The sequence below is a fragment of the Altibacter sp. HG106 genome (assembly GCF_028561755.1).
GTDB lineage: Bacteria > Bacteroidota > Bacteroidia > Flavobacteriales > Flavobacteriaceae > DFVG01.
The window spans coordinates 239,439-266,126 of sequence record NZ_JAQQTD010000004.1 but is presented as its reverse complement, the minus strand read 5'-3'; the positions used below and the strand labels follow the sequence as shown (position 1 = coordinate 266,126).

Sequence of the window (26,688 nt, the reverse complement as noted above, 5' to 3'; positions counted from 1 at the left end):
ATCAATTGAAATTGAGCGAAGCCTATGGCGAAATGCGCCATTTACCGTATATTTGCCATCTAATTTTAGAACAGATCCATCATGATAAAAGTGAGTGACGGCGCCAAAAGCAAACTTTCTCAGTTAATGACTGAAGAAGGGTTTAATGCGCATGAAGATTTTGTGCGGGTTGGCGTGAAAAGTGGCGGATGTTCAGGACTTTCTTACGAATTAAAATTTGATTCGCAACAGGAAGATACCGACAAGCTATTTGAAGACAACGCCATTAAGATTGTGGTCGATAAGAAAAGCTTCTTATACCTCGTAGGAACCACGCTGGAATACAGTGGAGGATTGAATGGAAAAGGGTTTGTATTTAACAATCCAAATGCCAACAGAACATGTGGATGCGGCGAAAGCTTTTCGCTTTAATTAATTGCTGAAAACGACGATATGGGTAAGTTTACCGAAGACGATTTAAAAAAAGAGCTTGAAACGAAAGAATACGAGTACGGATTCTACACCGATATTGAGTCGGATACCTTTCCGGTAGGACTCAACGAAGACATCGTTCGTGCTATTTCGAAAAAGAAAGAGGAGCCTGAATGGATGACCGAGTGGCGTTTGGAAGCCTTCCGCCAATGGCAAGACATGGAAGAGCCCGATTGGGCGAACGTTCACTATGAAAAGCCAGACTTCCAAAACATTTCGTATTATTCGGCGCCCTCAAAAAAACCCAAATACGAGAGCTTAGACGAGGTAGATCCTGAATTGTTGGAAACCTTCAACAAGCTGGGGATCTCAATAGACGAGCAAAAGAAACTGGCTGGTGTTGCTGTAGATATTGTCATGGATTCGGTTTCTGTGGCTACTACCTTCAAAAAAACGCTGGCCGAAAAAGGAATTATCTTCTGCTCCATTTCCGAAGCCATTAAAGAGCATCCCGAACTGGTAAAGAAATACATTGGAACAGTGGTACCCCGTACCGACAACTTCTACGCGGCGCTGAACAGCGCGGTATTTAGTGATGGTTCGTTTTGTTATATCCCAAAAGGCGTTAAATGTCCGATGGAGCTCTCTACCTACTTCCGAATCAATCAAGCCGGAACCGGGCAGTTTGAGCGTACTTTGGTCATTGCCGACGAATCAAGCTATGTGAGCTACCTGGAAGGCTGTACAGCACCTATGCGTGATGAAAACCAATTGCACGCGGCCGTGGTTGAGCTGATCGCGTTAGATGATGCCGAGATAAAATATTCGACCGTACAAAACTGGTTTCCCGGCAATAAAGACGGGAAGGGAGGCGTCTATAATTTTGTAACGAAACGCGGACTTTGTGAAACCAATTCCAAGATTTCCTGGACCCAGGTGGAAACAGGAAGTGCAGTAACCTGGAAATATCCCAGTTGTATTCTGAAAGGAGATCATTCCATTGGAGAATTTTATTCGATTGCTGTTACAAATAACTATCAGCAGGCCGATACCGGAACGAAAATGATCCATCTTGGCAAGAACACCCGAAGTACGATCATCTCGAAAGGAATCTCAGCCGGAAAATCACAAAACAGCTATCGCGGTTTGGTAAAGATCAATTCGCGTGCGGACAACGCCCGAAATTTCTCTCAGTGTGATTCGCTTTTGATGGGGAACGAATGTGGCGCGCATACCTTTCCGTACATCGAAACAAGTAACAAATCGGCGCAAATAGAACACGAAGCCACCACCAGTAAAATTGGGGAAGACCAAATTTTCTATTGCAATCAACGTGGTATCGATACCGAAAAAGCCATTGCGCTCATCGTCAATGGGTTCAGCAAAGAAGTACTCAACAAATTGCCGATGGAATTTGCCGTGGAAGCACAAAAATTATTAGAAATCAGCCTTGAAGGCTCTGTTGGATAAGAAGAAACATCATGAAACGACTTTTAGTACTAGTATGCCTCATGGGCTCGTTCATCGCCTGTAAGAATCAAGCGGAAGAAAGCGAAACAGTGACGACCGAAAACGTGGAAACGTTTCGGGGAGAATTCATTTACGTAGACAATGCTGCTGTGTTGAATGGCAGTGATTTTATCTACGGAGTGGAGCTGAACGAAATGGCCATGCAACTTGCCGACCGTGTAGAGAATATAAAATCGGAGCCCTATGATATGGTTCCTGTGATTGTGACGGGCGTATTAAAAGAAAACCCCGCACGACAAGAAACGGGTGAAGGCTGGGAGCAGCTAGTGAGTATTACTGAAATCTTGCACGTTAGCGAGAAACCTTCCGCAGCCGACATAAAAATTAAAGACACTAAAAATTAGCTATGTTACATATCAAAAATCTCCATGCCGGAGTCTCTAATAAAGAAATTTTAAAAGGAATCGATCTCGATGTCAATCCCGGAGAAGTTCATGCCATTATGGGCCCGAACGGCTCTGGAAAAAGCACCTTGGCTTCTGTAATTGCCGGAAAGGAAGAGTTTGAAGTAACCGAAGGCGAATTAGATTTTCAAGGAGAGGATATCACCGAATTAGACCCGGAAGAGCGCGCTCATAAAGGGCTGTTCCTGTCGTTTCAATATCCTATTGAAATTCCAGGGGTGACCGTGACGAATTTTATCAAAACCGCTATCAACGAAACCCGAAAAGCACAAGGGTTGGAGGATATGCCGGCAGGTGAAATGCTGAAAAAGATTCGCGAGAAAGCCGATTTGTTGGAAATTGATCGCAAATTCCTATCACGATCGCTTAACGAAGGATTTAGTGGGGGAGAAAAGAAACGAAACGAGATCTTTCAAATGGCGATGATGGAGCCCAAGTTGGCGATTCTTGATGAAACCGACTCAGGTCTGGACATTGACGCTCTGAAGGTGGTGGCCAACGGCGTAAACCGATTGAAAAGTAAAGACAATGCCGTGGTGGTGATCACACACTACCAGCGATTGTTGGAGTACATTGTACCCGATTATGTGCATGTGCTTATGGGCGGAAAAATTGTGAAATCAGGAGGAAAAGAGCTAGCCTATAAGCTAGAGGAAAAAGGATACGACTGGATCAAGGAAGAATTGGTATAAGTCGAATTCAAAAAATTGCAACATGAGTTTAAAGGATAAATTATTGTCATCGTATTTGGCCTTCGAAGATCATTTGGAAGCAGACTCTCCCATTCATGACCTTCGTACCGATGCGATCAAACAATTTCAGGAAACCGGATTTCCCACAAAAAAAGAGGAGGCCTGGAAATATACCTCGCTTGCGAAAGTGCTGAAACCAGATTATAGCATCTTTCCATCACCGGACAATAGCATCGACTTCCAGCAGGTGAAAGACTACTTTTTGAATGATGTCGACACCTACAAGATTGTTTTTGTAGATGGTGTGTATAGTGCGTTTCTTTCGGAAACGACCCACGATATGGTAGATGTTTGTTTACTGTCTTCTGCGTTAAGCAAGCCTAAGTACAAGCCCGTCATTGAAGCCTATTTCAATAAGGTAGCGAAGCAGGAAAGTTTAACAGCTCTCAACACGGCCTTCGCAAAGGAAGGTGCTTATATTTACATTCCGAAGCACAAAGAAGCGAAAAAGCCCATTGAGATTATCAATTTCGCTACCGGATCGGAAGCCGCTCTTATGGTACAACCGCGCAACCTAGTTGTGGTTGGTGAGAACGCTCATGTGCAGATCATTGAACGTCACCAAAGCTTATCATCGAATCCGGTGTTGACCAATAGTGTAACGGAAATTTTCGCTGAAAAACGCGCTATTGTCGATTACTATAAAATTCAAAATGACGCTCCTACCGCTTCCTTGATAGATTCTACCTACATCGCTCAGGAAACGCAGAGTCATTGTAAAGTACATACCTTTTCACTGGGTGGCGATATCACTCGCAATAATTTGCAGTTTATTCAGAAGGGAGAACGATGCGAATCGACCCTTAAAGGAATTACGATATTAGAAAACAAACAACACGTTGATCACAATACCTTGGTGCACCATACACAGCCCAATTGTGAGAGCCATCAAGATTATAAAGGAATCTATGCCGATACCTCAACCGGTGTTTTCAACGGAAAGGTTTATGTGGATAAGATCGCCCAAAAGATCGATGCCTTTCAGCAGAACAATAACATCTTAATGCACGATAAGGCAACCATCAATGCAAAACCGCAATTGGAAATTTTCGCCGATGACGTCAAGTGTTCGCATGGATGTACGATTGGGCAATTAGACAAAGAAGCGCTGTTCTATTTACGCTCTCGCGGAATCGCAGAGAAAGAAGCCCGCGCTTTGTTAATGTATGCTTTTGCCAATAATGTCTTGGAAAGTGTTTCCATTCCTGAATTGAAAACCCGCATCAACAAACAAATTGCTGCGAAGATCGGGGTAAGCCTGGGATTTCAGATTTAATTCAAAAAAAATAATAAATGCCGTTTGATGTTGCCGCTATTCGAGCCGATTTCCCCATACTGCATCGTCAGGTAAATGGAAAACCTCTGGTGTATCTGGACAATGCAGCGACATCCCAAAAGCCACAGGCAGTCATCGATAGCATTGTTGAGTACTATTCTCGATACAATGCGAATATCCACCGTGGCGTTCACAGCCTTTCTCAGGAGGCCACAGATGCCTTTGAACAGGCCCGAATTAAAATTCAGAAGCATTTTAATATTGCCAAAAAGCACGAAGTTATCTTTACTTCAGGTACCACCCATGGCATCAATTTAGTAGCTCAGGGTTTTTCAAACTTGCTTGAGGCGGGTGATGAAGTGCTCGTATCGGCCCTTGAACACCACAGTAATATTGTACCCTGGCAGATGTTGTGCGAACGAACAGGCGCTCGCTTAGAGGTACTACCTATGAATGCGGAAGGAACCTTAGCGATGGATCAATTAAAGAACGTACTAAGTTCCAAAACCAAATTGGTCTTCGTAAACCACATATCCAATGCCCTGGGTACTATTAATCCCATTGAAGAGATTATACAAAAAGCCCATCAGGTGGGTGCAGCTGTGCTTGTGGATGGGGCGCAGGCGTGTTCTCATTTACAGCCCGATCTCCAGGCGTTGAATGTTGATTTTTATGTGACCTCTGCCCACAAAATGTGTGGCCCTACGGGTATCGGAATGTTATACGGAAAGGAATCATGGCTTGAAAAGCTACCACCGTATCAAGGAGGTGGAGAAATGATTAGCGAAGTGACTTTTGAAAAAACAACCTATGCCGAACTTCCGCATAAATTTGAAGCGGGAACTCCTAATATCGCAGGGGGTATTGCCTTTGGAGCGGCTATTGATTATCTGCAACACATCGGACTCGACGCCATTGCGCAATACGAGGCCGAACTTTTAGCCTATGCCACCCAAGAGTTGGGTACTATTGAGGGCATGAAAATTTACGGTACCGGACCCGACAAGACGTCGGTAATTTCTTTTAATGTAGGAGAGATACATCCTTATGATATTGGAACAATCTTAGACCAGATGGGTATCGCGGTGAGAACAGGACACCACTGCGCACAACCCGTGATGCAGTATTTCAACATTCCGGGAACGGTGCGGGCATCCTTTGCTTTTTACAATACCAAAGAAGAAATCGATGCGCTGGTCAATGGGGTTCGAAAAGCTCAGATGATGCTTAGTTAACAGAGTTTTATCACTTTTGCAGGAAAGTTGTAGTATCTTCGGAATACAAATCAATAGGAACAACACACTATGAAAAATATTCTTTTATTACTCGCATGCACGCTGCTCTTTGTGGGTTGTGATGAAACCAAAAAGGTAATCGATGCGGCTGGAAATGTCCAACTTTCCGGAACCTATAACATCACTGCTATCAACGGAAGGACGGTAAATAATTTGGGAAATCCCATGAATATTACTTTCGCGCCCTTAGATACGTCCGTGCGTGGAAACACCGGATGCAATAGCTTCTTTGGCGACTATACACTAGATTTGTACTCGCTTTCGTTTGCAGATTTGGCGGTAACCGAAAAAGCCTGTGGAGAGGGCATAATGACCGAGGAAAACGCTTACTTGAACGCCTTACGCGACACAGGATCTTACGGACTGCAGGAAAAGGTACTTACATTATACTCGAAAAATGATCGCAGTGTCCTACTGCAAGCGACCAAACAAAGTAATAGCGAACAATAGCCTATGAGCATTTCCAAAAAACAACAAGAAATCGTAGCGGAATTTAGTCTATTTGATGACTGGATGGATAAATACCAACATCTCATTGAAATGGGCAAAACCCTTCCCTTGATTGATGCTTCGGAAAAAACAGAGGACAAACTGATCAAAGGGTGCCAAAGTAAAGTTTGGCTGCATGCCCAATTGAACGATGACCGTGTGGTCTTCACCGCCGATAGTGATGCCGTAATTACTAAAGGGATCATTGCCATCCTCATCCGTGTGTTTTCAATGCAGCCTCCGGAAGCGGTGGTCCAGGCTAAAACTGACTTTATAGATGAAATCGGACTCAAAGAGCACCTCTCTCCAACCAGAGCTAACGGATTGGTGGCTATGATCAAACAAATGAAATTGTACGCCCTTGCGTTTGAAACACAGATGAACGAACAATAATGGAATGTTATGAGTGAGACGACAACCTCAATAGACACCCAAGAACTTGGTGAGAAAATTGTAAAAGTGCTGAAGACCATATACGATCCCGAAATTCCGGTGGATATATATGAACTCGGACTCATATATGACGTACTTGTAAATGAAGAACAGGAAGTAAAGATTCTAATGACCCTTACCACACCCAACTGTCCGGTGGCAGAAAGCCTGCCCGCAGAAGTGGAAGACAAGGTGAAAAGTATCAAAATGGTGAAAGATGCCGAGGTGGAAATCACCTTTGATCCGCCATGGACACAAGATCTCATGAGCGAAGAAGCGAAATTAGAACTCGGAATGTTGTAATGGAAAGTGAAATTGTAAATCGTGTCGCCAATAGTAAGTTGGTAACCTTCAATCTGGAGGATTTCTATCCGGAAGGCCCCAGAAGCATTCTCGATATTTCTCCCTGGTTGCTGGAGGGAATCGTTTTACAAGAAAAGCCCTTCAGAACCGCACTCAAAGAATACGACTGGAGTCAATACAAAGGTCATTTTGTGGCGCTCCATTGTACTACCGATGCCATCGTACCGGCCTGGGCCTACATGCTTATCGCAACCTACCTTCAACCCTACGCAGAAAAGACCGTGGTAGGAACTTTAGAAACCTTAGAAACCATTTTGTATGCGGAGTTGATTGACGCTATGGACGTATCCGACTTTCAAGACAAGCCCGTGATCATCAAGGGCTGTGCACACAAACCGGTTCCCGAAAACGCCTATATCTGGATCGCTCAAAAAATTCAGACGGTAGCGAAAAGTGTGATGTATGGAGAAGCTTGTTCTTCGGTTCCGCTATTCAAAAACAAGTAAAATTTCCCCCGAATTTACGCCTATTTTAAAGGAGTGCCCTAACTTTGTGGAAACAAACCATAATCCTCATCTCATGAAGAAAATACTATTTGTAGCAGCAATGCTTACCGTGTCTCTCGCCTGGTCTCAAGACGAGGGAAGTGAAGAAGAAGCACCAAAAGATGGTTGGACCAAGACGGGAAACATCGGACTCGTTTTTAACCAAGCTGCCTTTAATGCAGAATGGCAAGGAGGGGGAACTTCCAACTATGCTGCCAACCTAACGCTAACCTATGATTTTAATTATCGAAAGGGGAAACTTACCTGGGACAACCGAATTCTAGCCGACTACGGAATTACAAAAATCAAAGGAGAAGAATTCAGTAGAAAAACAAATGACCGACTTGAATTTAATTCGATCGTAGGACGACAAATCAACGAAACTAACTGGTATTATTCATTCTTTATGAACTTCAGAACTCAGTTCGCTAAAGGATATGAATTTGGAGAGGACGCTGAAGGGAATGATATTCGTACCGAAACCACGCGCTTTATGTCTCCCGGATACCTGCAATTTGGACCTGGTATGCTATGGAAGAAGAGCGATAATCTGAAGGTCAACATCGCACCGGCAACCGCCCGTTTTATTTTTGTGAATAGTATGTTTACCGATGTAGGAACCGATCCTGCCGCCATCATGGCTTTCAATGATGCCGGGGGCTATTTTGGGGTAGAAGCCAACGAGACAACTCGCTTTGAATTTGGAGCCTCGCTCAACGCCTATGCCAAGTTTGCCATCATGCAAAACATTACCCTAGAAAACATTCTATTACTCTATTCTAACTATCTGGAGGATCCCCAGAATGTGGATATCGATTACACCTTAAATCTGGTGATGAAGGTCAACGAATGGATTAATGCCACCGCAACCTTTCAAGCGATCTACGACGACAATGCGATTCAAGGCTTTCAGATTAGAGAAACCCTGGGAATTGGCGTTGGATATCAATTCTAACAACCCTTATAGGTTCCAAAAAAACCCGCCTGCAGCGGGTTTTTTTAGGGTTGCTTTTTTTCGCCCGTTTCAGAATATTCGGGGTATAGAAAGTTATTATACGGAAACCTTGTGATATGAATTTCACGCACTTTTTCGTACACCACTTCCCGAAAAGCATCCCAATTTTCCTTATTTAAGGCGGAAATGAAGATGGCATCGGCATTCTCGCGATGCATCCAGGTGCGTTTCCAGTCGTCTAGGCTATAGTGTGCCGTTGTCTTTTCGGTAACCAGATCGTCTTCCGGCAGGATTTCCGGCTCATAGGCATCGATTTTGTTAAAGACCATCAAGGTGGGTTTGTCGGCGCTTTCAATTTCATCTAGTATTTTATTCACCGAAGCGATATGATCTTCAAAAGAGGGGTGCGAGATATCTACCACATGCAAGAGCAAATCGGCTTCTCGAACTTCATCCAGCGTACTCTTGAAAGATTCCACCAGTTGGGTTGGCAGTTTTCTAATAAACCCTACCGTATCCGAAAGAAGAAATGGCAAATTGCCAATCACTACCTTTCGAACTGTGGTATCTAAGGTTGCGAACAACTTATTTTCGGCAAAGACTTCACTTTTGCTCAGCACGTTCATAAGGGTCGATTTCCCTACATTCGTATAGCCTACTAACGCAACACGCACCAAAGAGCCGCGATTCCCCCGTTGCACTTCCATTTGCTTATCGATCTTTTCGATCTTTTTCTTCAGAAGCGCAATTCGGTCACGCACGATACGTCTATCCGTTTCAATTTCGGTTTCCCCAGGACCGCGCATCCCAATACCCCCGCGTTGGCGTTCTAAGTGTGTCCACATCCCAGCCAGACGCGGCAATAAGTATTCGTATTGCGCTAGTTCCACCTGGGTTCGGGCATAACTTGTCTGCGCTCGCTGCGCAAAAATATCTAAAATCAAATTGGTTCTGTCAATTACCTTACAACGCAGAATCTTCTCGATATTCTTCTGTTGTGCGGGAGACAATTCGTCATCAAAAATAGCCGTTCCTACATCATTCTCATTGACAAATTCTGCGACTTCTTTCATTTTACCGCTTCCGATAAACGTTTTTGGATTGGGCATCTCTCGCTTCTGAACAAATCGATTCAATACCTCCCCTCCGGCCGTATAGGCCAAAAACTCTAGTTCATCCAGATATTCCTTCGATTTGTCTTCGTCCTGCTGTTGGGTTATGAGTCCGACCAGTACCGTTTTTTCGTATTCTATGTCTGTTTTCTCTAACATATATCAATTCCTTTCACAAAGATACAAAAGCTTTGTCAGGGAAATTTGTATTTTACACGCACATACACTTTTGATGGCATTCGACACTCACGCTGTATATTCTGTTGCTTTTTACAATTTGGAAAATTTGTTTGACACCGAAGACGACCCACGTACGTTAGACGATGATTTTACGAAAGAATCCCCCCGCGCCTGGAACGAGAAACGGTATCATAAAAAGCTAAAAAAACTTGGGAAGGTCATTACACAAATTGGCTATGATGACATTCAACATCCTCCCGTAATTGTAGGGATTGCTGAAGTTGAAAATGAAAAAGTGGTACAGGACCTCATCGCGTCAAAATACTTGCGGAAGAAAGGCTATGACTACGTACACTTCGATTCTAGCGATGAACGTGGCATTGACACCGCACTCCTGTACCGCAGTAATTATTTTAGTGTAACAAAGGCCACGACCCACACCTTGTACGTAGAAAACGAACCGGGAGTTCGTGATTTTACGCGTGATATTTTACATGTAGAAGGCATGCTCCACGGGCATCGATTACACCTTCTGGTCAATCACTGGCCGTCGCGCCGTCAGGGAGCTGAAGAAACCTCCTATAAACGGGTAGCGGCCGCTGAAAAGAACCTGGAAATTCTTTCAGAAATCACACAACAAGACCCACTAGCCAAATGCGTTGTTATGGGTGATTTTAACGATGACCCTCAGAGTGAAAGTCTCAAAACCTTGACGCGTGGCACCTTGTTTAATCCGATGGAAACCCTATTAACCCGGGAAGCGGGAAGTTTAACCCATCGGGGAGCCTGGAACTTATTCGATCAAATTCTCATTACCTATAATTTTCTTCAGGCGCATCAAAACGAGTTTCGGTTTGAACAGGCCAAGATCTTTAATAAAAAATCGCTTCAGGAGTTTACAGGAAAGTACAAAGGGAGTCCGTTTCGCACCTATGCGGGCACCAAATATTTAGGAGGTATGAGCGATCATTTTCCGGTATATGCGTTGTTTACCATCAAATGAATTTATAGATTGTCGCCTCAATGAACAAATCCGTTTTTATTTGCCTTTTTCTCAGCTGCAGTTTCTGGATGTTCCTAAATGCACAGCAGGACCCACAGTACACACAATATATGTACAATATGGCGCAGATAAACCCCGCCTATGCAGGTACGAACGAGCGCTTAACGGTAACCGGAATGTATCGCCGGCAATGGTCTGGGTTCGATAATGCACCCGAAACGCTTACGCTGGGTATACACACACCCCTTTCAGAAAAGATTGGTGTGGGGCTATCCGTAATTGAAGATCAATTGGGACCCGTTCAGGAAACAAACGCACACATAGATTTCTCCTATGTCATTAACCTTGGCTACGACTATAATCTGGCGTTCGGTTTAAAAGCGGGAGCCGCTTTTCACAATGTTGGTTTGTCTGATCTTGAAACCATTGACCCTAATGACCCGTTGTTCGCTGAGAATATCAATAATATCTATCCACGTGCCGGCTTGGGAGTGTATTTATATCGGGATTTTTATTACCTAGGTCTTTCCGTTCCGAACATATTAAGTTCGGTACATCTTGACGAGAACGGTATACAGTATGGGAGTGAGACCAATCATTTTTTCTTTACCGGTGGGTATGTGTGGGATGCTACTTGGGACTGGAAGATCAAACCGTCGTTTCTCGTAAAATCTTCTTTTGGTGCCCCAGTGTCTTTTGATCTGAACCTTAATACGCTCTACAAAGAGAAATTTGAGCTAGGAGTATCCTATCGATTAGATGATTCCTTTAGCGGACTCGTTGGGTTTTATCTAGCACCTAATGTGCGTATTGGCTATGCCTATGATCAAGTAATTAGCGACCTCAACGGTGTTAGCAGTTCGTCGCATGAAATTGTGCTACAGTTCGATATCGTACGGTTTAAATATCGCGATGTAAAACGTGTGCGGTTCTTCTAAGCCGTTTTCTTCGGAAAGCATTAAAAAAGCCCCGCGTATAGCGAGGCTTTCAAGTTTATAAAGGTCTGAAAAGAAATTACTCTCCAGAAACCGATACGTTGTCTACATGATAACGAGTAGTCGCTCCGGGATCTGCTCCCTGGTAGAAGAATCCGAAGTTTACGGTACCATCAATAAATCCTACATCGATGTTTCCGATGTTTCCGAAGCCTCCAAAACCACTTGACGGTCCCGAAGGAATGTCTACCACCAACTGCGTCCAGGTAGCCGTTGAAGCATCTCCGTCATAGTCGGTAGAATACCATACAGTAAGGATTTCTCCGTTGTCGAAGGCTACTTCAAGATCGAAGGTCAATTGCTCATTGGCGGTTCCATCCATGTTGATATCTGGCGTTACTAACCAAACATCAATTGGGTCTTCTCCAGAGCTAAATCCAGAAACTTGAGCGTACTGGTTATTGTCGAAGTTTCCTAGAATCCACTCAACGTTTCCACCGCCAACATTTTGGCTGCTCCATCCGGCTGCCTCAACGTCACCAAAGTCGCCATACGACTCAAAGTCATCAAAGAAGAATCCTTCCAAAGGATCGCAACGCTCTTCGTTCACAAGGTTTACATCGGCAGCAGAGTTCACCACGATATTGAATTCTTCCCCTTCAAAGTTTTTGGTGAGGATTCCGGTGACATTTCCGCTCCCTGCTGGTAACGTTAACGCGCTAAAATCAGCAAAAGTAGAAGTGCTGAAAACAATCGCTTCAGAACTCGCACAACTTTCTAACGTACGCTCTCCGTCGAACTCATCGAAAGGCTCGCTCGCATACGTAAGATTGTTAGTAACCGCTTCATTTTTCGCAAACTGAACGTTATCGATGTTGACGTAAAGGTTCGTACTTCTAAATTCTGAATCGTCATCGTTAAGCGGACCAAGATCTTCGATGCTGATGTTCATAGGAACAATTTCAGCTACCTCGGCAGAACGTGTAAATACAATAGGTTCTAAAGCCGAAGGGATCTTTTCGATAAAACGATCACCGGCGATCCCAAGGGTTAAAACACCGTTAGAGATTCCCAGGGTCAATCCGTCTAATTTGATAAAGATCTTGCGCCCGAATTCGTACTTCGGAAACAATGGATTTACGTCTACGAGTACGCGTAATCCTACCTCAGGATTTTCAGGCTTATCCTGAATAATGATCTCTTCAAAGAAGTTTCCCGCCTGATCGTTAGACACTACGTATCCTTCTACGTATAGATCGCCATCGGTATAGGTGAAATCTCCTTGTTCTTGTTCGTATTTTCCGGCCAAAGCTCCTAATTGGATCACTTCACCGTCAATGACAGGCTCTTCAGCAATGATAGTACCCGGCACATCAAAATCATCGTCTGCCACACAGGAGACAACAGCTACCGCTACAAATAGTAGGGTGAATAGTTTATAAAAATTGAACGTTTTCATTGTATAATAGTTTATTGTATTCAGAATTGTTTAGAATCGTACGTATAAGTTAACATAATATGTGGTTCCGTACCCAAAGAAGTAACGGTTCCCAAACACCGGTCTGTTGCGGTTGTTTTCCTCTTGTAACTGAGCAAAGTCAGAAATTCGAGAATCTTCAAATCCACCGGTTCTATACTCTTGATCGAGCACGTTGTTGATGGTCGCAAAGAATCCAACGTAATAATCGTCGATCTTCCAGGACTTCCCTCCTACTACATTTACCAAGAAATAATCTTCCAATTGTTCTTGTGTTAATAACTCACGTGCCACATCTTCGTTGTAGTTGAGCAATGGAAGTCCGTCTTGCGCTGTTGAAAAAGCGGCTGATCTTCTCAAGGTACTCACATCCACATAAGCATTAGAAAAATAGTTCGTAGTAAGACCTACCCACCAGAATTCAGGGTCACGGTATTCAATACCCAATTGATAGGCCTGTTCTGGTCCGCCACTTACGTGATAGTTTTCGATAAAGGTGGTTCCGTCTCCAAACTGTAAGAAGTCGAATCCGTCACTCGTAAGATACTGCTGCGCATTATCGGTATATACGTTTTGACCGTACGATCCCGCTGCTTTTAATTTAAGCGTTGGTGTTACCTGGGCTTCAATACCCAATTCGGCTCCCATTCGGCGGGTGTTAATTCCGGTAAGCACTTCTTGAACAAAGGCGTTGTTGTCTTGTCCAGGATCTGCATTTACTGCATTCTGGGCTCCCTGTGCCGATTCGGTAAAAAAGAAATTAATATCGGTTTGATCTTCAATGTTGTTATAGAAACCTGTTAACCGCGCTTTCACGATAGGAGAACGGTAGATATAACTTACATCAAGATTCTGAATGGTTTCACTTTCCAAATCACGCACTGCATCATTATTTTGGCGGGCATTGCTGAAGCTGTTGCGAATAGTAGGGGCTTTTGTAAAATACCCTGCATTTACATCTACTAAATGACGTCCGGTCACTTTATAGGTAGCACCCGCTTTGGCTCCGTAGTTGGTGAAGTCTAGTTTTTCACTATCTCCAAACGAACGTGCGCCCGGGAAGTTTCCGTTTTCATACAAACCGGTACGTTGGTAGGTGGTTTGCGATACCGTTCCTGCCAGGTAGAAATCTACCACATTGTATTTGAACTGTGCTTGAGCAAATCCGGTGATCACATCGGCGTTGATGTCGTAGTTGTATTTGTAGCGATCGCCTTCTCCTACAATTCGGTTTGGATTATTTAAATCCGATTGTGCCGCGTCAATCGACTCTCCCGCTTGGGCATCTTGCGACGCTGCTTGCGCGAACGTGTCAATATCCAAGAATCCGGAACCGCCCATTAGGTCTTCAAGTTCGGCGTAGTTTTCACTCTTCAATCCGCGATAGTTCAAACTTGCATTCAAGCTAATACGGTCGCTTAATTTCGCTCCTAAGATCGTGTTTGCGGTAATTTGCGTGTCTTCCACCACATCATTCTGAATGGCGTAGGTAGACAACATCGGGTTTCCGTTCGCGTCAAAGTTTCCGAAGTACAAGGATTCCCAATCTAATTGACCGTCATTGATAAACGCTTGCTCCGCCAAATACGCATTTTGATAATCGATGGCGGTAGGCGTTGGATCTTGTAAGTAGAAACTTGGCAAGTTTTGATAATAGTTAGGAAGCGGGTTACGAGCTCCTCCGGCAAAGAAAATTTGTCCGTCTGGAGTTTCTACTAATTGCGCCCCGTTGTTATCAATTCGGCTGTTTTTAATGGTACCAGCCTGGTAGCCAATATTGGTGTTCAAGCGAAGGTTGTCTGAAATATTCCAATAGTGGTTCAACATCACAACGGGCTCTTCGATCTCCCGCATTCTGCTGTTTCGGATTTCTCCGTCCTGAAAACCCCAGTTAGGGTTATAGGTACGTCCTTTTAGGTCACGAACCTCTTGTGTGATCGCGGTAGAGCGACCTCTTCGGTTGGGAGTATAAAAAGCAGAAAGGTTAATGCTATGCGCATCATTCAGTTTTTTCTCTACGGAAACAAAGAATGAATTGGCATCGTACAGCGTACCGTCGATATACCCTTCATCTCCAAAGCGACGTGAGGCAAGTACCGAGTATGCCCAGCCGCTTGCAGTCAAACCGCTGTTATAGGAAGCCATTACACGGCCTTCGTAGCTACGATTCGCCATTGCGTAAGAAACACGTCCGCCTTGACGGTATTGTGAGGCACGCATGATGATGTTGGTGGTTCCGGCAAGATCTCCAAAGGTATATTCGTTGGCTTTGATTCCCATGGTAAAATCACGGTTTCGCTGCGCATCGTTCAAGCCACCCCAGTTTCCCCATTGTGGGCGACCGTTAAATTGCTTGTTCATCTCGATCCCGTTGATTAATACCTTTCCGTTGGCATTGTCTAACCCACGAGGATTAAAGAAGGTAGCGCTAAAATCGAATGCGGCTGCATTCAAAAACACATCTCTAGACGCTTGCAAGAGTCCTGAAATATTAAAAGCCGTTCCTTCATCTTGGTTTAGTTCATTGTCTGAAAGGCTAATGATTCCTATCTGGGCTTCTACTTCCGACAAGTCGATCTCAAATAAGATGGGATCTAAATTTACCGTGCTCCCAGATTGAATGGTAATAGGGATTCGCTGAGTAACATACCCGGTTTTACTCAATTCGAGTATCTGCTCACCCTGTGGAAGTTCAGCATCGCTAAAAGAAAAGACCCCTTTTGCATCCGTTTCAGCAGAAAAAATACTTTCCTGAATTCGTACTTCAACATCGGGTATCGGTTCACTCGAATTGGAATCTACTACCCTTCCCTTTACGATGGCATCCTGTCCAATCGCCGAAAACGATGTCAGGATTCCCATGCATAAAGCAAACATGAAATTTCTCATTCCTTAGTAATTAGTTTGATAAATTAATTAATTGTTATTAATGGCGTGCAAAACTACATTTTTTATGCGAATTAATTACTTTTGGCGCGACAATTGTAATCGACTTTACACAAACTTAATACACCTATTGAAATGGAATTAAAACAATACCTTTTTGCTTTTTTTACGGTCGCTTTCATCGCGTGTAGCACCGCTCAAGAAGAAAAAAGTTATAAAGTAAACACCATTGCGTTCTACAACCTCGAGAACCTGTTTGACTATGAGGATGATCCCTTAACGTTTGATGACGACAGAACGCCTACCGGAAAGGATCATTGGACCAAAGAAATCTACGAAGCGAAGCTTACCAACATGGCTAAAGTGATCGCTGAAATAGGAAGCGATCTCACGGGGACGCCACCTGCGGTTATTGGTGTGTGTGAATCTGAAAATCGGCGCGTTCTGGAGGATCTATTGAACGAAGAAGCCTTGGTACAACACGACTACGGGATTGTTCAATTCGATTCGCCCGATCGTCGCGGTATCGATGTGGCCTTACTGTATCAAAAGAAATTATTTACACCCGTAGCTACAAAAGTACACACCTTGTATTTGTATGATGATAACGACCGCAGCAAACGAATCTACACCCGAGACCAATTGCTGGTGAGCGGCATGTTGGATGGTGAGAAAATGCACTTTATTGTGAACCACTGGCCTTCACGCTCGGGTGGCGAGGCTAGAAGTCGGCCAAAACGCATCAAAGCGGCCCAGCTTAACCGACAGATCATTGATTCATTGTACAGCGATGATCCCTACGCCAAAATCATCACCATGGGTGATTTCAATGACGACCCTACTAATCCTAGCATTAAAGATTACTTGAAAGCCAAGGAAGATCGCGAAGAAGTTAAAATTAAAGAATTGTACAATCCAATGGAAGAAATGTACGACCGCGGTTTAGGAACGTTGGCGTGGCGTGATGGATGGAACTTATTCGATCAAATGATCGTTTCTTCGGAATTGATTGAGAAGGATTTTTCGAGCTATCGTTTTTACAAAGCCGGTATCTATAACAAAACCTATTTAGCGAATCCTCGCGGGCAATATCAGGGGTATCCCTACCGTAGCTTCGTCAATGGAGGATACACCGGAGGCTATAGCGACCACTTCCCGGTTTATTTATATCTCATCAAAGAAGTAACTAATTAACATGCTTCATTACATTCGAGAGAATAAAAAAGCCCGCTGTATGAGCGGGCTTTTTTATTGTTTGGCATTGGTTTAACCTAACCACTGTTGCCAGGGAATTCTACTGAGCATCAGCACTAACGCAATCGTATAGAAAATAGCTAAGGTTTTAAATTTTGGTTTGGAAGTTAGTTTCTTTTTGTGTTTGGAATACCCTATCGTAATGAAAATAATCGTCAGGATCATTATCGTAGGGTGTTCTATGGCATACAAACGCAGGGTACTGTCTTTCATTACCGCTCCCATCCCGCTGTTCAAAATCGATTTTAGGCCTAACGGAGAGATAAAATATAGGACCAACGCTATTAAAAATTGGATATGCGTTACGATAAGGGCGAAAAGCGAAATTCGAAAATCCTTTGGTTGGTATTCCTTATTTCCGAAGAGCCCTGCCAACGCATTAATAGTTGCAATAAGTACTACAAACAGGACGAGGTATGCCCACCATGAGTGAAGAAATTGAACAGTTGTATACATAGATGTTGTTGTTTAGTCTTTTCAAAGATACGGCATCCCATAAAAAAACCGCTCTGTTACGAGCGGTTTTAAAAATTAGGTTCCCTTTCAATTAATTAAAAAGATAACGAAGTCCTACCTGCATTTGCCAACGAGAGGACTGAATCCCGCTGTCGTCCAATTGATCGATCCCGTCTTCAAATCGACGCGCATCGAAGGTAAAGGTAGGGTCTGGACCGCCGCTAACCGTGGTTAAAGGCGCTACTTCACGCTCGAAGCTCGTAAAGCGTCGTTTCCCCCAATCTTTATTCAATAGATTGGTGAAATTGAAGATATCTACAGAGGCCTGCAAGGTGTGCTTTTTTCCGCCTACGTTTAGAGAAAAATCCTGTAAAAACTTTAGGTCAATGACATGCGACCATTGAAGTCGGTCTGCGTTACGCTCTACGTATTGTCCGCGACGACTTCTTAAATACTCATCTCCTTCAATAAAAGCATTGAATTGTTCCCACTGTTGTTCGGGAGTGGCGATTACGTTTCCGTCGCTATCAGTCAGCGGTACAAAAGTGATTTCTTCGGAAGATGCCGGAACATAGATCAAGGCATTGTCACGAGAATCATCATTCAACAGGTCGCGCCCTTCGTTATAGATATAACTGAAAGGTTCGCCTTCGGCACCTTCATAAAATAGTCCAATAGTTGTTTTGATATTTTCATTCCATGTTAATTCATAGGAAAGATTCGAGGTAATACGGTGTCCTACTGAAAAGTCGGAACGACTCGCCGGAATGTCACTGTTCTTACCATTAACTGTCTGAATATTTCGCCACTGCGAACTGTTTTGAGAAGACGTTCCTTCAAATACCTTTTCTGAATCTCCGTAGGTATAGGAAACTTGTCCTTGGAATCCATTTTCGAACGGCTTCCGAAGCGAAATAGTGGCATTATATGCGTAGCCCAATCCTGTGTTAGAAGCCAGGTAGATCCCTTGGTAGGTTCCATCAATAACATCCCCTCTGTCATAAAACGGACGTTCATCGGCTCCATTTAAGGTTCCCACGGGCCCCTTCAAATTTAGGTTTTCGTAATAAATATCTTGAATGACATCGGTATACAAGAAATCAGCGCTGGCAACTAAGCCCCAGATAGGCAGCTTTTGATCGATCCCAATGTTGTATTTCATCACCTGAGGCAATTTGAAATCTCTTGCGAACAAATCAACATTCCCGCCGGTAGCACCGCTTCCGGGTTCTGGATCTTCCAATTGGTTATTGATATCGGGAGAAAAAGGAACATCGGTTCTGAAAACGAATCCACCGGTAACCCCATTATTATTATAGGTACCGCCAGGCCATACCAGCGGAAGTCGTGAGGTGAAAATTCCTAAGCCTCCGCGAATTTGCGTACTATTATTATTGAAGACATCCCAATTGATACCGAGTCGCGGACTTAAATGTGCTTTGGGCTTGATGCCTTGTCCCACACGTGCCCCCTGAAGGTCTTTTCCAAAGGACTGCAACAGCGGAACCGTACGCGTATTGAAGTCGTCATTCGCACGACCGTCTTCCCAATACGGAATATCCACGCGCATCCCATAGGTTGCTTTGAAGTTGTCTGAAAGCTGGATCTCATCTTGAGCGTAAAATGCCATCTGAAATAATTCAAATTCTGAGGCACCTGCAGATTCGTCTCCGGTAACCCCATTACCCACCAGCGAATACCCATGCTGATATACATCGGCATTTTGCATGGTTAAGAATTGATTCAGTCCCGAAGAAATCAAATTTCCCGCTTCGTCAAATTGATCCTCAAAGGTGTAATCGCCATAGTTAAAAGCGAAGAAGAGGTTTTTTACCTTAGAATACTCCAAATTGGTTCCAAAGGTAAAGGTGTGGTTTCCTGAGTATACTTCTAAATTGTCGTTGAAGGTAAATATATCCTGATTCAATAGGTTGGCCGTAGAAAACGGCTCTGACCCAAACGAAATAAACCCGTTGCCATCCTGAATATCAACCGTGGGGAATGGATTTCCGGAAGGATCGCGATCGTCCCGTACAGCGGTATATCCTATCACCATTTTATTAGATACCTTCTGACTCAAGGTTGAATTCCATTCCAGCGCGGTAGAGTTTGTAGTCGATTCAAACGCTTCAGATCCATTGATAAAGCCGATGGAGGTTCTTCCTGAACTACGCGCTTCCAAATTATCGGCCTTCACCAACCCATGGCGCAACGAAATCTTATTGTTATCGTTTATGTTCCAGTCGATCTTCGCCGTGATCTTGTCACTCTCCAACGTTCGGGTATTGTTTGCGAATCCACCCGGGTTATAGCCGTAATTGTTAATTAAGAAGTTGCTTAGGTTGTTGAGGTCGTCTAAGGAAGATCTCCCAATATAATTGCTGAAATTAAAAGGTTGGGGGGTCTCATCCTCCTGACGCTCATAATTTACAAAGAAGAAAAGTTTGTCTTTTATAATAGGGCCTCCAATACGTGCCCCATAGGTAAGTGCTGAAAACTCCGCCAGTTTTTCACGACTTTCTCCTTCTCCCACTAAGTCGGGAGGCGTTTTTCCGGCGAGACTTTCATTCCGAAGAAAACTATAGGCTGACGCTTCAATTTGGTTGGTACCCGAACGCGTAATAGCACTGATTGATCCTCCGGAGAAACCCGACTGACGCACATCGAAAGGCGCAATGTTTACTTGAAAACTTTCAATAGCATCTACCGAGAATGGGTTTACTCCTGTCTGACCGCCGTTAGTCCCTGATCCGGCCAATCCAAAAACATCATTATTAACAGCACCGTCAATATATATAGCATTGTAGCGATTATTTTGACCGCCAATTGAGATTGAAAATCCATCGTTCCCTTCCGTAAGCTGTGCTTGTGGGGTCACCCGAACAAAGTCGGCTACCGATCGAGAGGCCGCCGGCAAGGTTAAAATATCGCGTTCCGTAACGGTGGTTTCCGTTCCGGTGCGATTGCTGTCAAAGATATTGTTGCGTTGTGCGGTGATCACCACCTCGTCGAGCGCGCTTGCCGCTTCCGACATATTGGCGCTAATACGTTGGGAATCTCCCAACTGAAGAAAAACGTTCTGTCGTTCAAAACTTTCAAAACCAACATAACTGATAGTGATGGTGTATGGTCCTCCCGGACGCATGTTGGGCACGCGGTAATATCCCTCAAAATCGGATATGGCTCCGTACTTCGTTCCGGATTCTACATGCAGCGCAACAACATTGGCTCCTGCCAAAGGCTCGCCTTCAGCATCGGTAATTCGACCGTTGATGGAAGAGGTTGTAACTCCCTGTGCCCAAGTCGTCACAACTCCAACTGCCAAAAAGGTCATTAGAAGTAGTAATTTTTTCATTGTCCTGTGTTTAGATTATAGTGTTTCGCAAAAATAATCCCACAGGATGCCTCGCCCTATTATTACAAGGTTAAGAAAATGATAAGCTAAAGATACAACGAAATTTTAAGTACGTAAAATTATAATGCCTTGATTGCAAGCTGATTACTAGCTAGCCGGCTCTTCGATATTCTTGTACGGGATGCAGTCAATTCGCTCCTTTAACGGCGCCATAAATTGATAGTACTCCTCTTGAAATTGAGGTGCCAATGACTCAGAAGCAGGCAGGTCTTGTTTGAAAGGATCTACTTGTTTTCCGTTTTTCCAGAAGCGGTAACACACATGCGGGCCTCCGGTATTTCCGGTCATTCCTACCCATCCGATTACATCTCCTTGCCGCACATAATCGCCTTTTCTCACATTGCGTTTGCGCATGTGCAAGTATTGGGTTTCGTAGGTATCGTTATGTTTGATCTTCACATAATTTCCGTTTCCTCCCCGACGCTCACTTTTGGTCACGACGCCATCTGCCGTGGCAAGAATTGGTGTTCCAATAGCCGCGGCAAAGTCGGTGCCCTTATGCGGTCTGATCTTGTACCCGTAGTATTTGATACGTCTTTTCAGGTTGTAACGTGAAGAAATTCTATAGTTAAATTCAATAGGAGACTTCAAGAAGGCGCGCCGCAGGTTGTTGGCATCCAAATCAAAAAAATCTGCCACCATCGAATCGTCGCCATTCTCAGGCTTAAATTTGAAGGCGTAAATAGGACGGTCTCTATGTTCAAAATAGGCCGCTTTAATTTCATGTAAACCCGCAGGAATGGTATCGTTGATAAATTTTTCAGTATAGATAATTCTGAAATTATCGCCCTTCTGAAGGTGAAAGAAGTTAACGGTCCATGCGTAAATATTTGCAAGCCGGTCTGTCATGTACGGGCTCAAATCATTTTCTGCCATGGTTTCCGAAAGAGAACTGCTAATAATCCCCGAAGCCACTTTTTCTACTACCGAAACCGGCTTGGCATCGTTATAGACCGTGACGGTATCCCGAAGGTCTACCACGGCATAATCTACTTTGTTTTTTTCGTAAATAAAGACTTGTGTTTGCTGGGTAGTATCTTTGGCATTAAGAAGCACATAGGGCTTTCCAACCACCATGCGACGTACATCGAAACTATCTCTAAAAGTGGTTGCCGCTTCTAAGATCTTCAATTGAGACACTCCATTTTGATCTAAAATTCCACCAAAAGTATCCCCTGGTCTGATGGTGTCGCGAATCACCTCAAAATCGTTTAATACATAACCGTACTCTTCAATGATGGCGGGTGTTACTTCTTCGTATACCTCTTCTTCAAGTATATCATCTTTTGCTGCATCACAGGCAGTTAGCAGGGCTAACGGTACCATCAAAAATCCTAAAATTCGCTTCAATCTATTCTTTCTTTTTTTGGGTGTTATCTGAATTAAATGTGTGGGTTACCCATTCTTTGCCCCATTCCTCTCGTTCTTTTTGAGACCAAAGGGTAGGAAAAAAATGGATCTTCTGAAAGCTTGGTGGTAAAAAATCTTTCCAATTGGTACCACCGGTTGCTGAAATTTCTTTGCCTCTTTCGGTATTTAAATAACGATAGGCCGCCCCCATATGCATCAACGGCCAATCTACATTAACTCTAACGTCTAATTTTCGCAATTCTTGTATTAGGCGTTCATCGTTTCGTTCGTTCTCAGGCAACTGCAGGTATTTATCCTGAAGGGTGTGTCCAGCCACTTCTTTGATAATGCGAATGAAACGCGGTGTATATCGATACTCAAATTGTTTTAACGTAAGCGTTTTCTCTTTGGTTTCTGAATCGGTCGCGCCTCGTTTCCAGTAGACATTTTCAAACAGGGTTTCTAGAGAATCTGCTTCGGAAAAATCCTTCCTTACCGACTCGTGAACTAAGTTCAACAAGGGCGTACAGTAGAATTCGATCATTCGGAATTGCGCCGACTGAAAGCCGCTAGCGGGTAATAGGGACATTCGGAACTTCAGAAATTGTTCGCGGTCCATCCCAAGAATCATAACATCGAAGGAGTCAATCAGAATTCTGAAGTATCGGTTGATACGTACGGCCTTCTTTCGGAAAAAATCGGCCTGTTGCAGTTTGTCATCCAACAACTGTTTGATCTCATGAATGATCAACTTAAAATACAACTCTGTAATCTGGTGGTAGCCGATAAATATTTCTTCATCTGGAAAATGCGTTCTTGGAATCTGAAGACTGAGCAAGGTATCCAAATGAATATAATCCCAATAGGTAAGATAGCGGTCGTACAGCAAGCCGTCGAGATAGGAGCCCAGATCCTGACCCGAATTTTTGAATTTCGTTTCTAACTGTTGAATCTTCTCGGGGATGCGGTCTGATTTCTCCATGTGTCGCTAGTCGGCTAAGATACGAAAAGAATGCCGAAGCCCTTTAAATTCGGAAAGGCTTGCTTTTAGTGACCCTACCGCTAATTCAGCTTTGATCAACATTGGCATCTTATTATCGTCGTCGGTTACCCAAACGGTCAAACTTTCTTTCTCTTTGAACACCCGTCCGGCCTGAACATACGGTCGAAATTTTAAGCAGGGTACCTTCCCAAATTTCGTACGGAGGGTTTCCCGACCCAAGAATTTCAAGCGGAAGACAAAGTTCTCTTTGTCGAAGAACATATTCATGTCCATGGTATCCCCTTCCTTCAGCGAACTGACGTCCAAATTGTTGCGAAGATAGTAAAAAGCAGAGACCATATCTTGGGCATCCTTCGGAAAAGAGACGCGATCTACCGTTTCGTGTTTTTTATTATGGACTACGGCGATTCGATTGTCCTGATCAAAATCGATCTGAATGTCTTTGGTATGTCCTCCTTCGTCTATTTTCCGAATAAAACGATACGGAATATCCTTTTTAACATCCACATACGACTGATAATTGTCTTCCACCTTAAAGAACCATCGGGATGCGCCTACTGTTTCCCCGAATCCCTTGATGTGAAAGACCGGCTTCCCGCGTAGGGTGGTTTCATTGACTTCCAGAGTGGCGTATCCCGCCGTCACAAATCCGTAATGAACACGAAATTTGAACCATTCTCCATCACCGTAGGCTTTCTCCTGAGCGATCAAAACGACAGAAGTGAAGCATGCTAAAAGTAGGCAAAAGGCGGTTCTCATTTGGGCGTTGTTAAGCGTTATAACTATCCATTTGCAAGTTCTGTTCCAAAAATAAAGAAACTCCACCGAAATAGACGGCGGAGTTTCTTATTCGTTACAATTTGTTTATAGTGTGCCGCGTGCTTCCTGTTCTCTTTCAATGGCTTCAAACAGCGCTTTAAAGTTTCCTTTGCCAAAAGATTGCGCTCCTTTTCGTTGAATGATCTCAAAGAACATGGTAGGACGGTCGAGCACGGGCTTGGTGAATATTTGAAGCAAATAGCCTTCGTCATCTCTATCGATAAGTACTCCCAACTCTTTCAGTGGCTCCAAATCCTCGTCGATCTCGCCTACACGGTCAAGTACGGTATCATAATACGTGTCTGGAACATACAAAAATTCGACGCCGCGATCGCGAAGCTGCGTGACGGTTTCAATAATGTTGTCGGTTGCCACTGCGATGTGTTGCACGCCGGCACCATTGTAGAATTCGATGTATTCTTCAATTTGTGACTTCTTTCTTCCTTCCGCCGGCTCGTTGATGGGAAATTTAATTCGTCCGTTGCCATTGCTCATCACCTTACTCATCAAGGCTGTATATTCTGTAGAGATATCTTTATCATCAAAAGAGACCAGCTGTGCAAATCCCATTACCTTGGCATAGAACTCTACCCATTTATTCATTTCATTCCAACCTACATTTCCGACCATATGGTCAATATATTTCAGCCCTACTGTAGCTGTTTTGTACGATTTATCGATGGCCTTGTAGCCAGGCAAAAAAGGCCCGTCATAATTAGATCGCTCTACAAATACGTGTACCGTTTCTCCGTAGGTATGAATTCCAGAAAGGGTTACGGTGCCGTTATCGTCTTTTCGTTGCGTCGGCTCCATATACGGTTTTGCCCCGCGTTTGGTGGTTTCTTCAAAGCTTTTTGTAGCATCATCTACCCAAAGTGCTACTACCTTCACCCCGTCGCCGTGTGCTTCGATGTGCTGGTTAATTTCACCCTCGGGTTTTAAGGCCGAAGTAAGGACCAATCTGATTTTTCCCTGTTGCAGTACATAGGAAACACTGTCTTTACTTCCCGTTTCGAGTCCGCGATAGGCAATAGGCTGAAAACCCCAAGCGGTTTGATAATAGTAAGCCGCTTGTTTTGCGTTGCCTACGTAGAGTTCAACGAAATCGGTTCCTAATAAGGGAAGAAAATCTTCCGCCTGAGGAACGACTTTTTTTAGTTTTTGAGACGTGGTATCGGTTGTCATGCTATTCAATATTTTTTCTGAAAATGTGTTTGTTATTCATTCTTTTCCAACCAAGATTGGAAATAGGTATCATCGGCGATTTTTAAGGCCTCTTCGGTCACCTGAAGCGGCGCAAAAGTATCGACCATCACGGCCAACTCATCGGTTTTCACTTTTCCGATACTCCGCTCGGTCGCACCGGGATGCGGACCGTGGGGTATTCCTGCCGGATGCAGTGAAATGTGTCCCGCTGCAATATCGTTTCGACTCATAAAGTCACCATCTACATAATACAACACCTCATCACTGTCAATGTTGCTATGATTGTAGGGTGCCGGGATGCTATCGGGATGATAATCGTATAATCTAGGGACAAAACTACAGACCACAAACGCACTGGTTTCAAAGGTTTGATGTACCGGTGGTGGTTGATGAATGCGACCTGTTATGGGTTCAAAGTCGTGGATCGAGAAGGCATATGGATAGTTATAACCGTCATAGCCCACCACATCGAAGGGGTGTGAAGCATATACCATATCGAATATCACGTCTTTCTTTTTGACTTTCATCAAAAACGATCCATTCTCATTATGTGTTTCCAGCTGATCGGGCTTTCGGATATCGCGTTCGCAAAAGGGCGAATGCTCCAGCAATTGTCCGAACCAATTGCGGTAGCGCTTCGGCGTATAGATAGGGGTTCTAGATTCTACGATAAACAATCTGTTTTCGGCATCGTCGAAACGCATTTTATAGATCATTCCGCGGGGAATCACCAAATAATCGCCGTACTTAAAATCGATATTCCCCATGTGCGTCCGCAGGGTCCCGCTGCCTTTGTGGATAAAGATCAATTCGTCGGCATCGGTGTTCTTGTAAAAATACGACTCCTGAGATTGCTGAGGCGCGGCCAGAATAATACTACAATCCTTATTGGTAAGTAGGGTCTTCCTACTCTCGAGATAATCGGCTGTGGGAGGTACTTCAAAACCGCGAAAACGATACGATTGTATGTTCACGTCTTTCGCTACCTTCGGTCTAACGTCTTGCTGACCTTTTATTTCCTTTACCTGGGTAGGACGTTGTTCGTGATACAGGTTGCTGTACATTCCGTCGAAACCGATGGTTCCAAAAAGCTGTTCGGCATATAAGGTACCATCCGCTTTTCTGAATTGTGTATGTCGTTTAGGAGGAATTTTTCCTAATTGATGATAAAATGGCATAAAACAAATGTTTTCCTTACAA

General features: G+C 43.9%; 24 protein-coding genes. 14 read left to right on the top strand and 10 right to left on the bottom strand.

Annotated features, from left to right (window positions below; all coding sequences use genetic code 11):
- The first annotated feature begins 81 nt into the window (after positions 1–81).
- The 11 genes from PO830_RS08490 (at position 82) to PO830_RS08440 (ending at position 8,392) form a co-directional block, all read left to right on the top strand.
- Positions 82–411, top strand: coding sequence for a HesB/IscA family protein (locus tag PO830_RS08490; protein ID WP_272853114.1), 330 nt, complete (start codon positions 82–84; stop codon positions 409–411).
- A gap of 21 nt (positions 412–432) precedes the next feature.
- The gene (gene sufB, locus PO830_RS08485; protein WP_272853113.1) at positions 433–1,881 is read left to right on the top strand and encodes a Fe-S cluster assembly protein SufB; all 1,449 of its coding nucleotides are present in this window, start codon (positions 433–435) and stop codon (positions 1,879–1,881) included.
- An 11-nt stretch (positions 1,882–1,892) separates the two neighbouring features.
- Complete coding sequence (locus PO830_RS08480) at positions 1,893–2,285, top strand: hypothetical protein (RefSeq protein ID WP_272853112.1); 393 nt, start codon at positions 1,893–1,895, stop codon at positions 2,283–2,285.
- Positions 2,286–2,287: 2 nt separating this feature from the next.
- The gene (gene sufC / locus PO830_RS08475) at positions 2,288–3,037 is read left to right on the top strand and encodes a Fe-S cluster assembly ATPase SufC (protein WP_272853111.1); all 750 of its coding nucleotides are present in this window, start codon (positions 2,288–2,290) and stop codon (positions 3,035–3,037) included.
- Between the two features lie 22 nt (positions 3,038–3,059).
- Positions 3,060–4,373, top strand: coding sequence for a Fe-S cluster assembly protein SufD (gene sufD / locus PO830_RS08470; protein WP_272853110.1), 1,314 nt, complete (start codon positions 3,060–3,062; stop codon positions 4,371–4,373).
- A 17-nt stretch (positions 4,374–4,390) separates the two neighbouring features.
- On the top strand, positions 4,391–5,608 hold the full coding sequence (locus PO830_RS08465) for an aminotransferase class V-fold PLP-dependent enzyme (RefSeq protein ID WP_272853109.1): 1,218 nt from the start codon (positions 4,391–4,393) through the stop codon (positions 5,606–5,608).
- Positions 5,609–5,677: 69 nt separating this feature from the next.
- The gene (locus PO830_RS08460) at positions 5,678–6,118 is read left to right on the top strand and encodes an META domain-containing protein (protein WP_272853108.1); all 441 of its coding nucleotides are present in this window, start codon (positions 5,678–5,680) and stop codon (positions 6,116–6,118) included.
- Positions 6,119–6,121: 3 nt separating this feature from the next.
- Positions 6,122–6,550, top strand: coding sequence for a SufE family protein (locus PO830_RS08455; protein ID WP_272853107.1), 429 nt, complete (start codon positions 6,122–6,124; stop codon positions 6,548–6,550).
- A gap of 9 nt (positions 6,551–6,559) precedes the next feature.
- The gene (locus PO830_RS08450; protein WP_272853106.1) at positions 6,560–6,892 is read left to right on the top strand and encodes an SUF system Fe-S cluster assembly protein; all 333 of its coding nucleotides are present in this window, start codon (positions 6,560–6,562) and stop codon (positions 6,890–6,892) included.
- The gene (locus PO830_RS08445) at positions 6,892–7,398 is read left to right on the top strand and encodes a DUF2480 family protein (RefSeq protein WP_272853105.1); all 507 of its coding nucleotides are present in this window, start codon (positions 6,892–6,894) and stop codon (positions 7,396–7,398) included. Before PO830_RS08450 ends, PO830_RS08445 begins: the two co-directional genes overlap by 1 nt.
- 73 nt (positions 7,399–7,471) lie before the next feature.
- Positions 7,472–8,392, top strand: coding sequence for a DUF3078 domain-containing protein (locus PO830_RS08440; RefSeq protein WP_272853104.1), 921 nt, complete (start codon positions 7,472–7,474; stop codon positions 8,390–8,392).
- Positions 8,393–8,436: 44 nt separating this feature from the next.
- Here PO830_RS08440 and hflX read toward each other — a convergent pair whose 3' ends face one another.
- On the bottom strand, positions 8,437–9,663 hold the full coding sequence (hflX, locus tag PO830_RS08435; RefSeq protein ID WP_272853103.1) for a GTPase HflX: 1,227 nt from the start codon (positions 9,661–9,663) through the stop codon (positions 8,437–8,439).
- A 73-nt stretch (positions 9,664–9,736) separates the two neighbouring features.
- On the opposite strand from hflX, the gene PO830_RS08430 reads away from it, so the two are divergent.
- Together PO830_RS08430 and PO830_RS08425 are read left to right on the top strand one after the other, a co-directional pair.
- Complete coding sequence (locus tag PO830_RS08430) at positions 9,737–10,687, top strand: endonuclease/exonuclease/phosphatase family protein (protein WP_272853102.1); 951 nt, start codon at positions 9,737–9,739, stop codon at positions 10,685–10,687.
- Between the two features lie 20 nt (positions 10,688–10,707).
- A complete protein-coding gene (locus PO830_RS08425) occupies positions 10,708–11,625 on the top strand; it encodes a PorP/SprF family type IX secretion system membrane protein (RefSeq protein WP_272853101.1) in 918 nt (305 codons plus the stop codon).
- Positions 11,626–11,701: 76 nt separating this feature from the next.
- Here the strand turns inward: PO830_RS08425 and PO830_RS08420 are convergent, their stop codons facing one another.
- Both PO830_RS08420 and PO830_RS08415 read right to left on the bottom strand, forming a co-directional pair.
- Positions 11,702–13,081: a DUF5689 domain-containing protein gene (locus tag PO830_RS08420; RefSeq protein ID WP_272853100.1), complete on the bottom strand. Its 1,380-nt coding sequence runs from the start codon at positions 13,079–13,081 to the stop codon at positions 11,702–11,704.
- A gap of 30 nt (positions 13,082–13,111) precedes the next feature.
- The gene (locus PO830_RS08415; protein WP_272853099.1) at positions 13,112–15,988 is read right to left on the bottom strand and encodes a carboxypeptidase-like regulatory domain-containing protein; all 2,877 of its coding nucleotides are present in this window, start codon (positions 15,986–15,988) and stop codon (positions 13,112–13,114) included.
- Between the two features lie 132 nt (positions 15,989–16,120).
- Between PO830_RS08415 and PO830_RS08410 the strand changes: the two genes are divergently transcribed.
- Complete coding sequence (locus PO830_RS08410; RefSeq protein ID WP_272853098.1) at positions 16,121–17,179, top strand: endonuclease/exonuclease/phosphatase family protein; 1,059 nt, start codon at positions 16,121–16,123, stop codon at positions 17,177–17,179.
- Positions 17,180–17,251: 72 nt separating this feature from the next.
- Here the strand turns inward: PO830_RS08410 and PO830_RS08405 are convergent, their stop codons facing one another.
- From PO830_RS08405 to PO830_RS08375, 7 genes are all read right to left on the bottom strand, one after another.
- A complete protein-coding gene (locus tag PO830_RS08405; RefSeq protein ID WP_272853097.1) occupies positions 17,252–17,695 on the bottom strand; it encodes a hypothetical protein in 444 nt (147 codons plus the stop codon).
- Between the two features lie 91 nt (positions 17,696–17,786).
- Positions 17,787–21,050, bottom strand: coding sequence for a TonB-dependent receptor (locus PO830_RS08400; RefSeq protein WP_272853096.1), 3,264 nt, complete (start codon positions 21,048–21,050; stop codon positions 17,787–17,789).
- A 147-nt stretch (positions 21,051–21,197) separates the two neighbouring features.
- Complete coding sequence (locus tag PO830_RS08395) at positions 21,198–22,460, bottom strand: M23 family metallopeptidase (RefSeq protein ID WP_272853095.1); 1,263 nt, start codon at positions 22,458–22,460, stop codon at positions 21,198–21,200.
- Between the two features lies 1 nt (position 22,461).
- On the bottom strand, positions 22,462–23,442 hold the full coding sequence (locus PO830_RS08390; RefSeq protein ID WP_272853094.1) for a tryptophan 2,3-dioxygenase family protein: 981 nt from the start codon (positions 23,440–23,442) through the stop codon (positions 22,462–22,464).
- Positions 23,443–23,448: 6 nt separating this feature from the next.
- Positions 23,449–24,222 carry a DUF3108 domain-containing protein gene (locus tag PO830_RS08385; protein WP_272853093.1) on the bottom strand — a complete coding sequence of 258 codons (774 nt, stop codon included), beginning with the start codon at positions 24,220–24,222 and terminating at the stop codon, positions 23,449–23,451.
- 105 nt (positions 24,223–24,327) lie between these two features.
- Positions 24,328–25,467 carry a 4-hydroxyphenylpyruvate dioxygenase gene (gene hppD / locus PO830_RS08380; RefSeq protein ID WP_272853092.1) on the bottom strand — a complete coding sequence of 380 codons (1,140 nt, stop codon included), beginning with the start codon at positions 25,465–25,467 and terminating at the stop codon, positions 24,328–24,330.
- 32 nt (positions 25,468–25,499) lie between these two features.
- On the bottom strand, positions 25,500–26,666 hold the full coding sequence (locus PO830_RS08375; RefSeq protein ID WP_272853091.1) for a homogentisate 1,2-dioxygenase: 1,167 nt from the start codon (positions 26,664–26,666) through the stop codon (positions 25,500–25,502).
- Between the last annotated feature and the right edge of the window lie 22 nt (positions 26,667–26,688).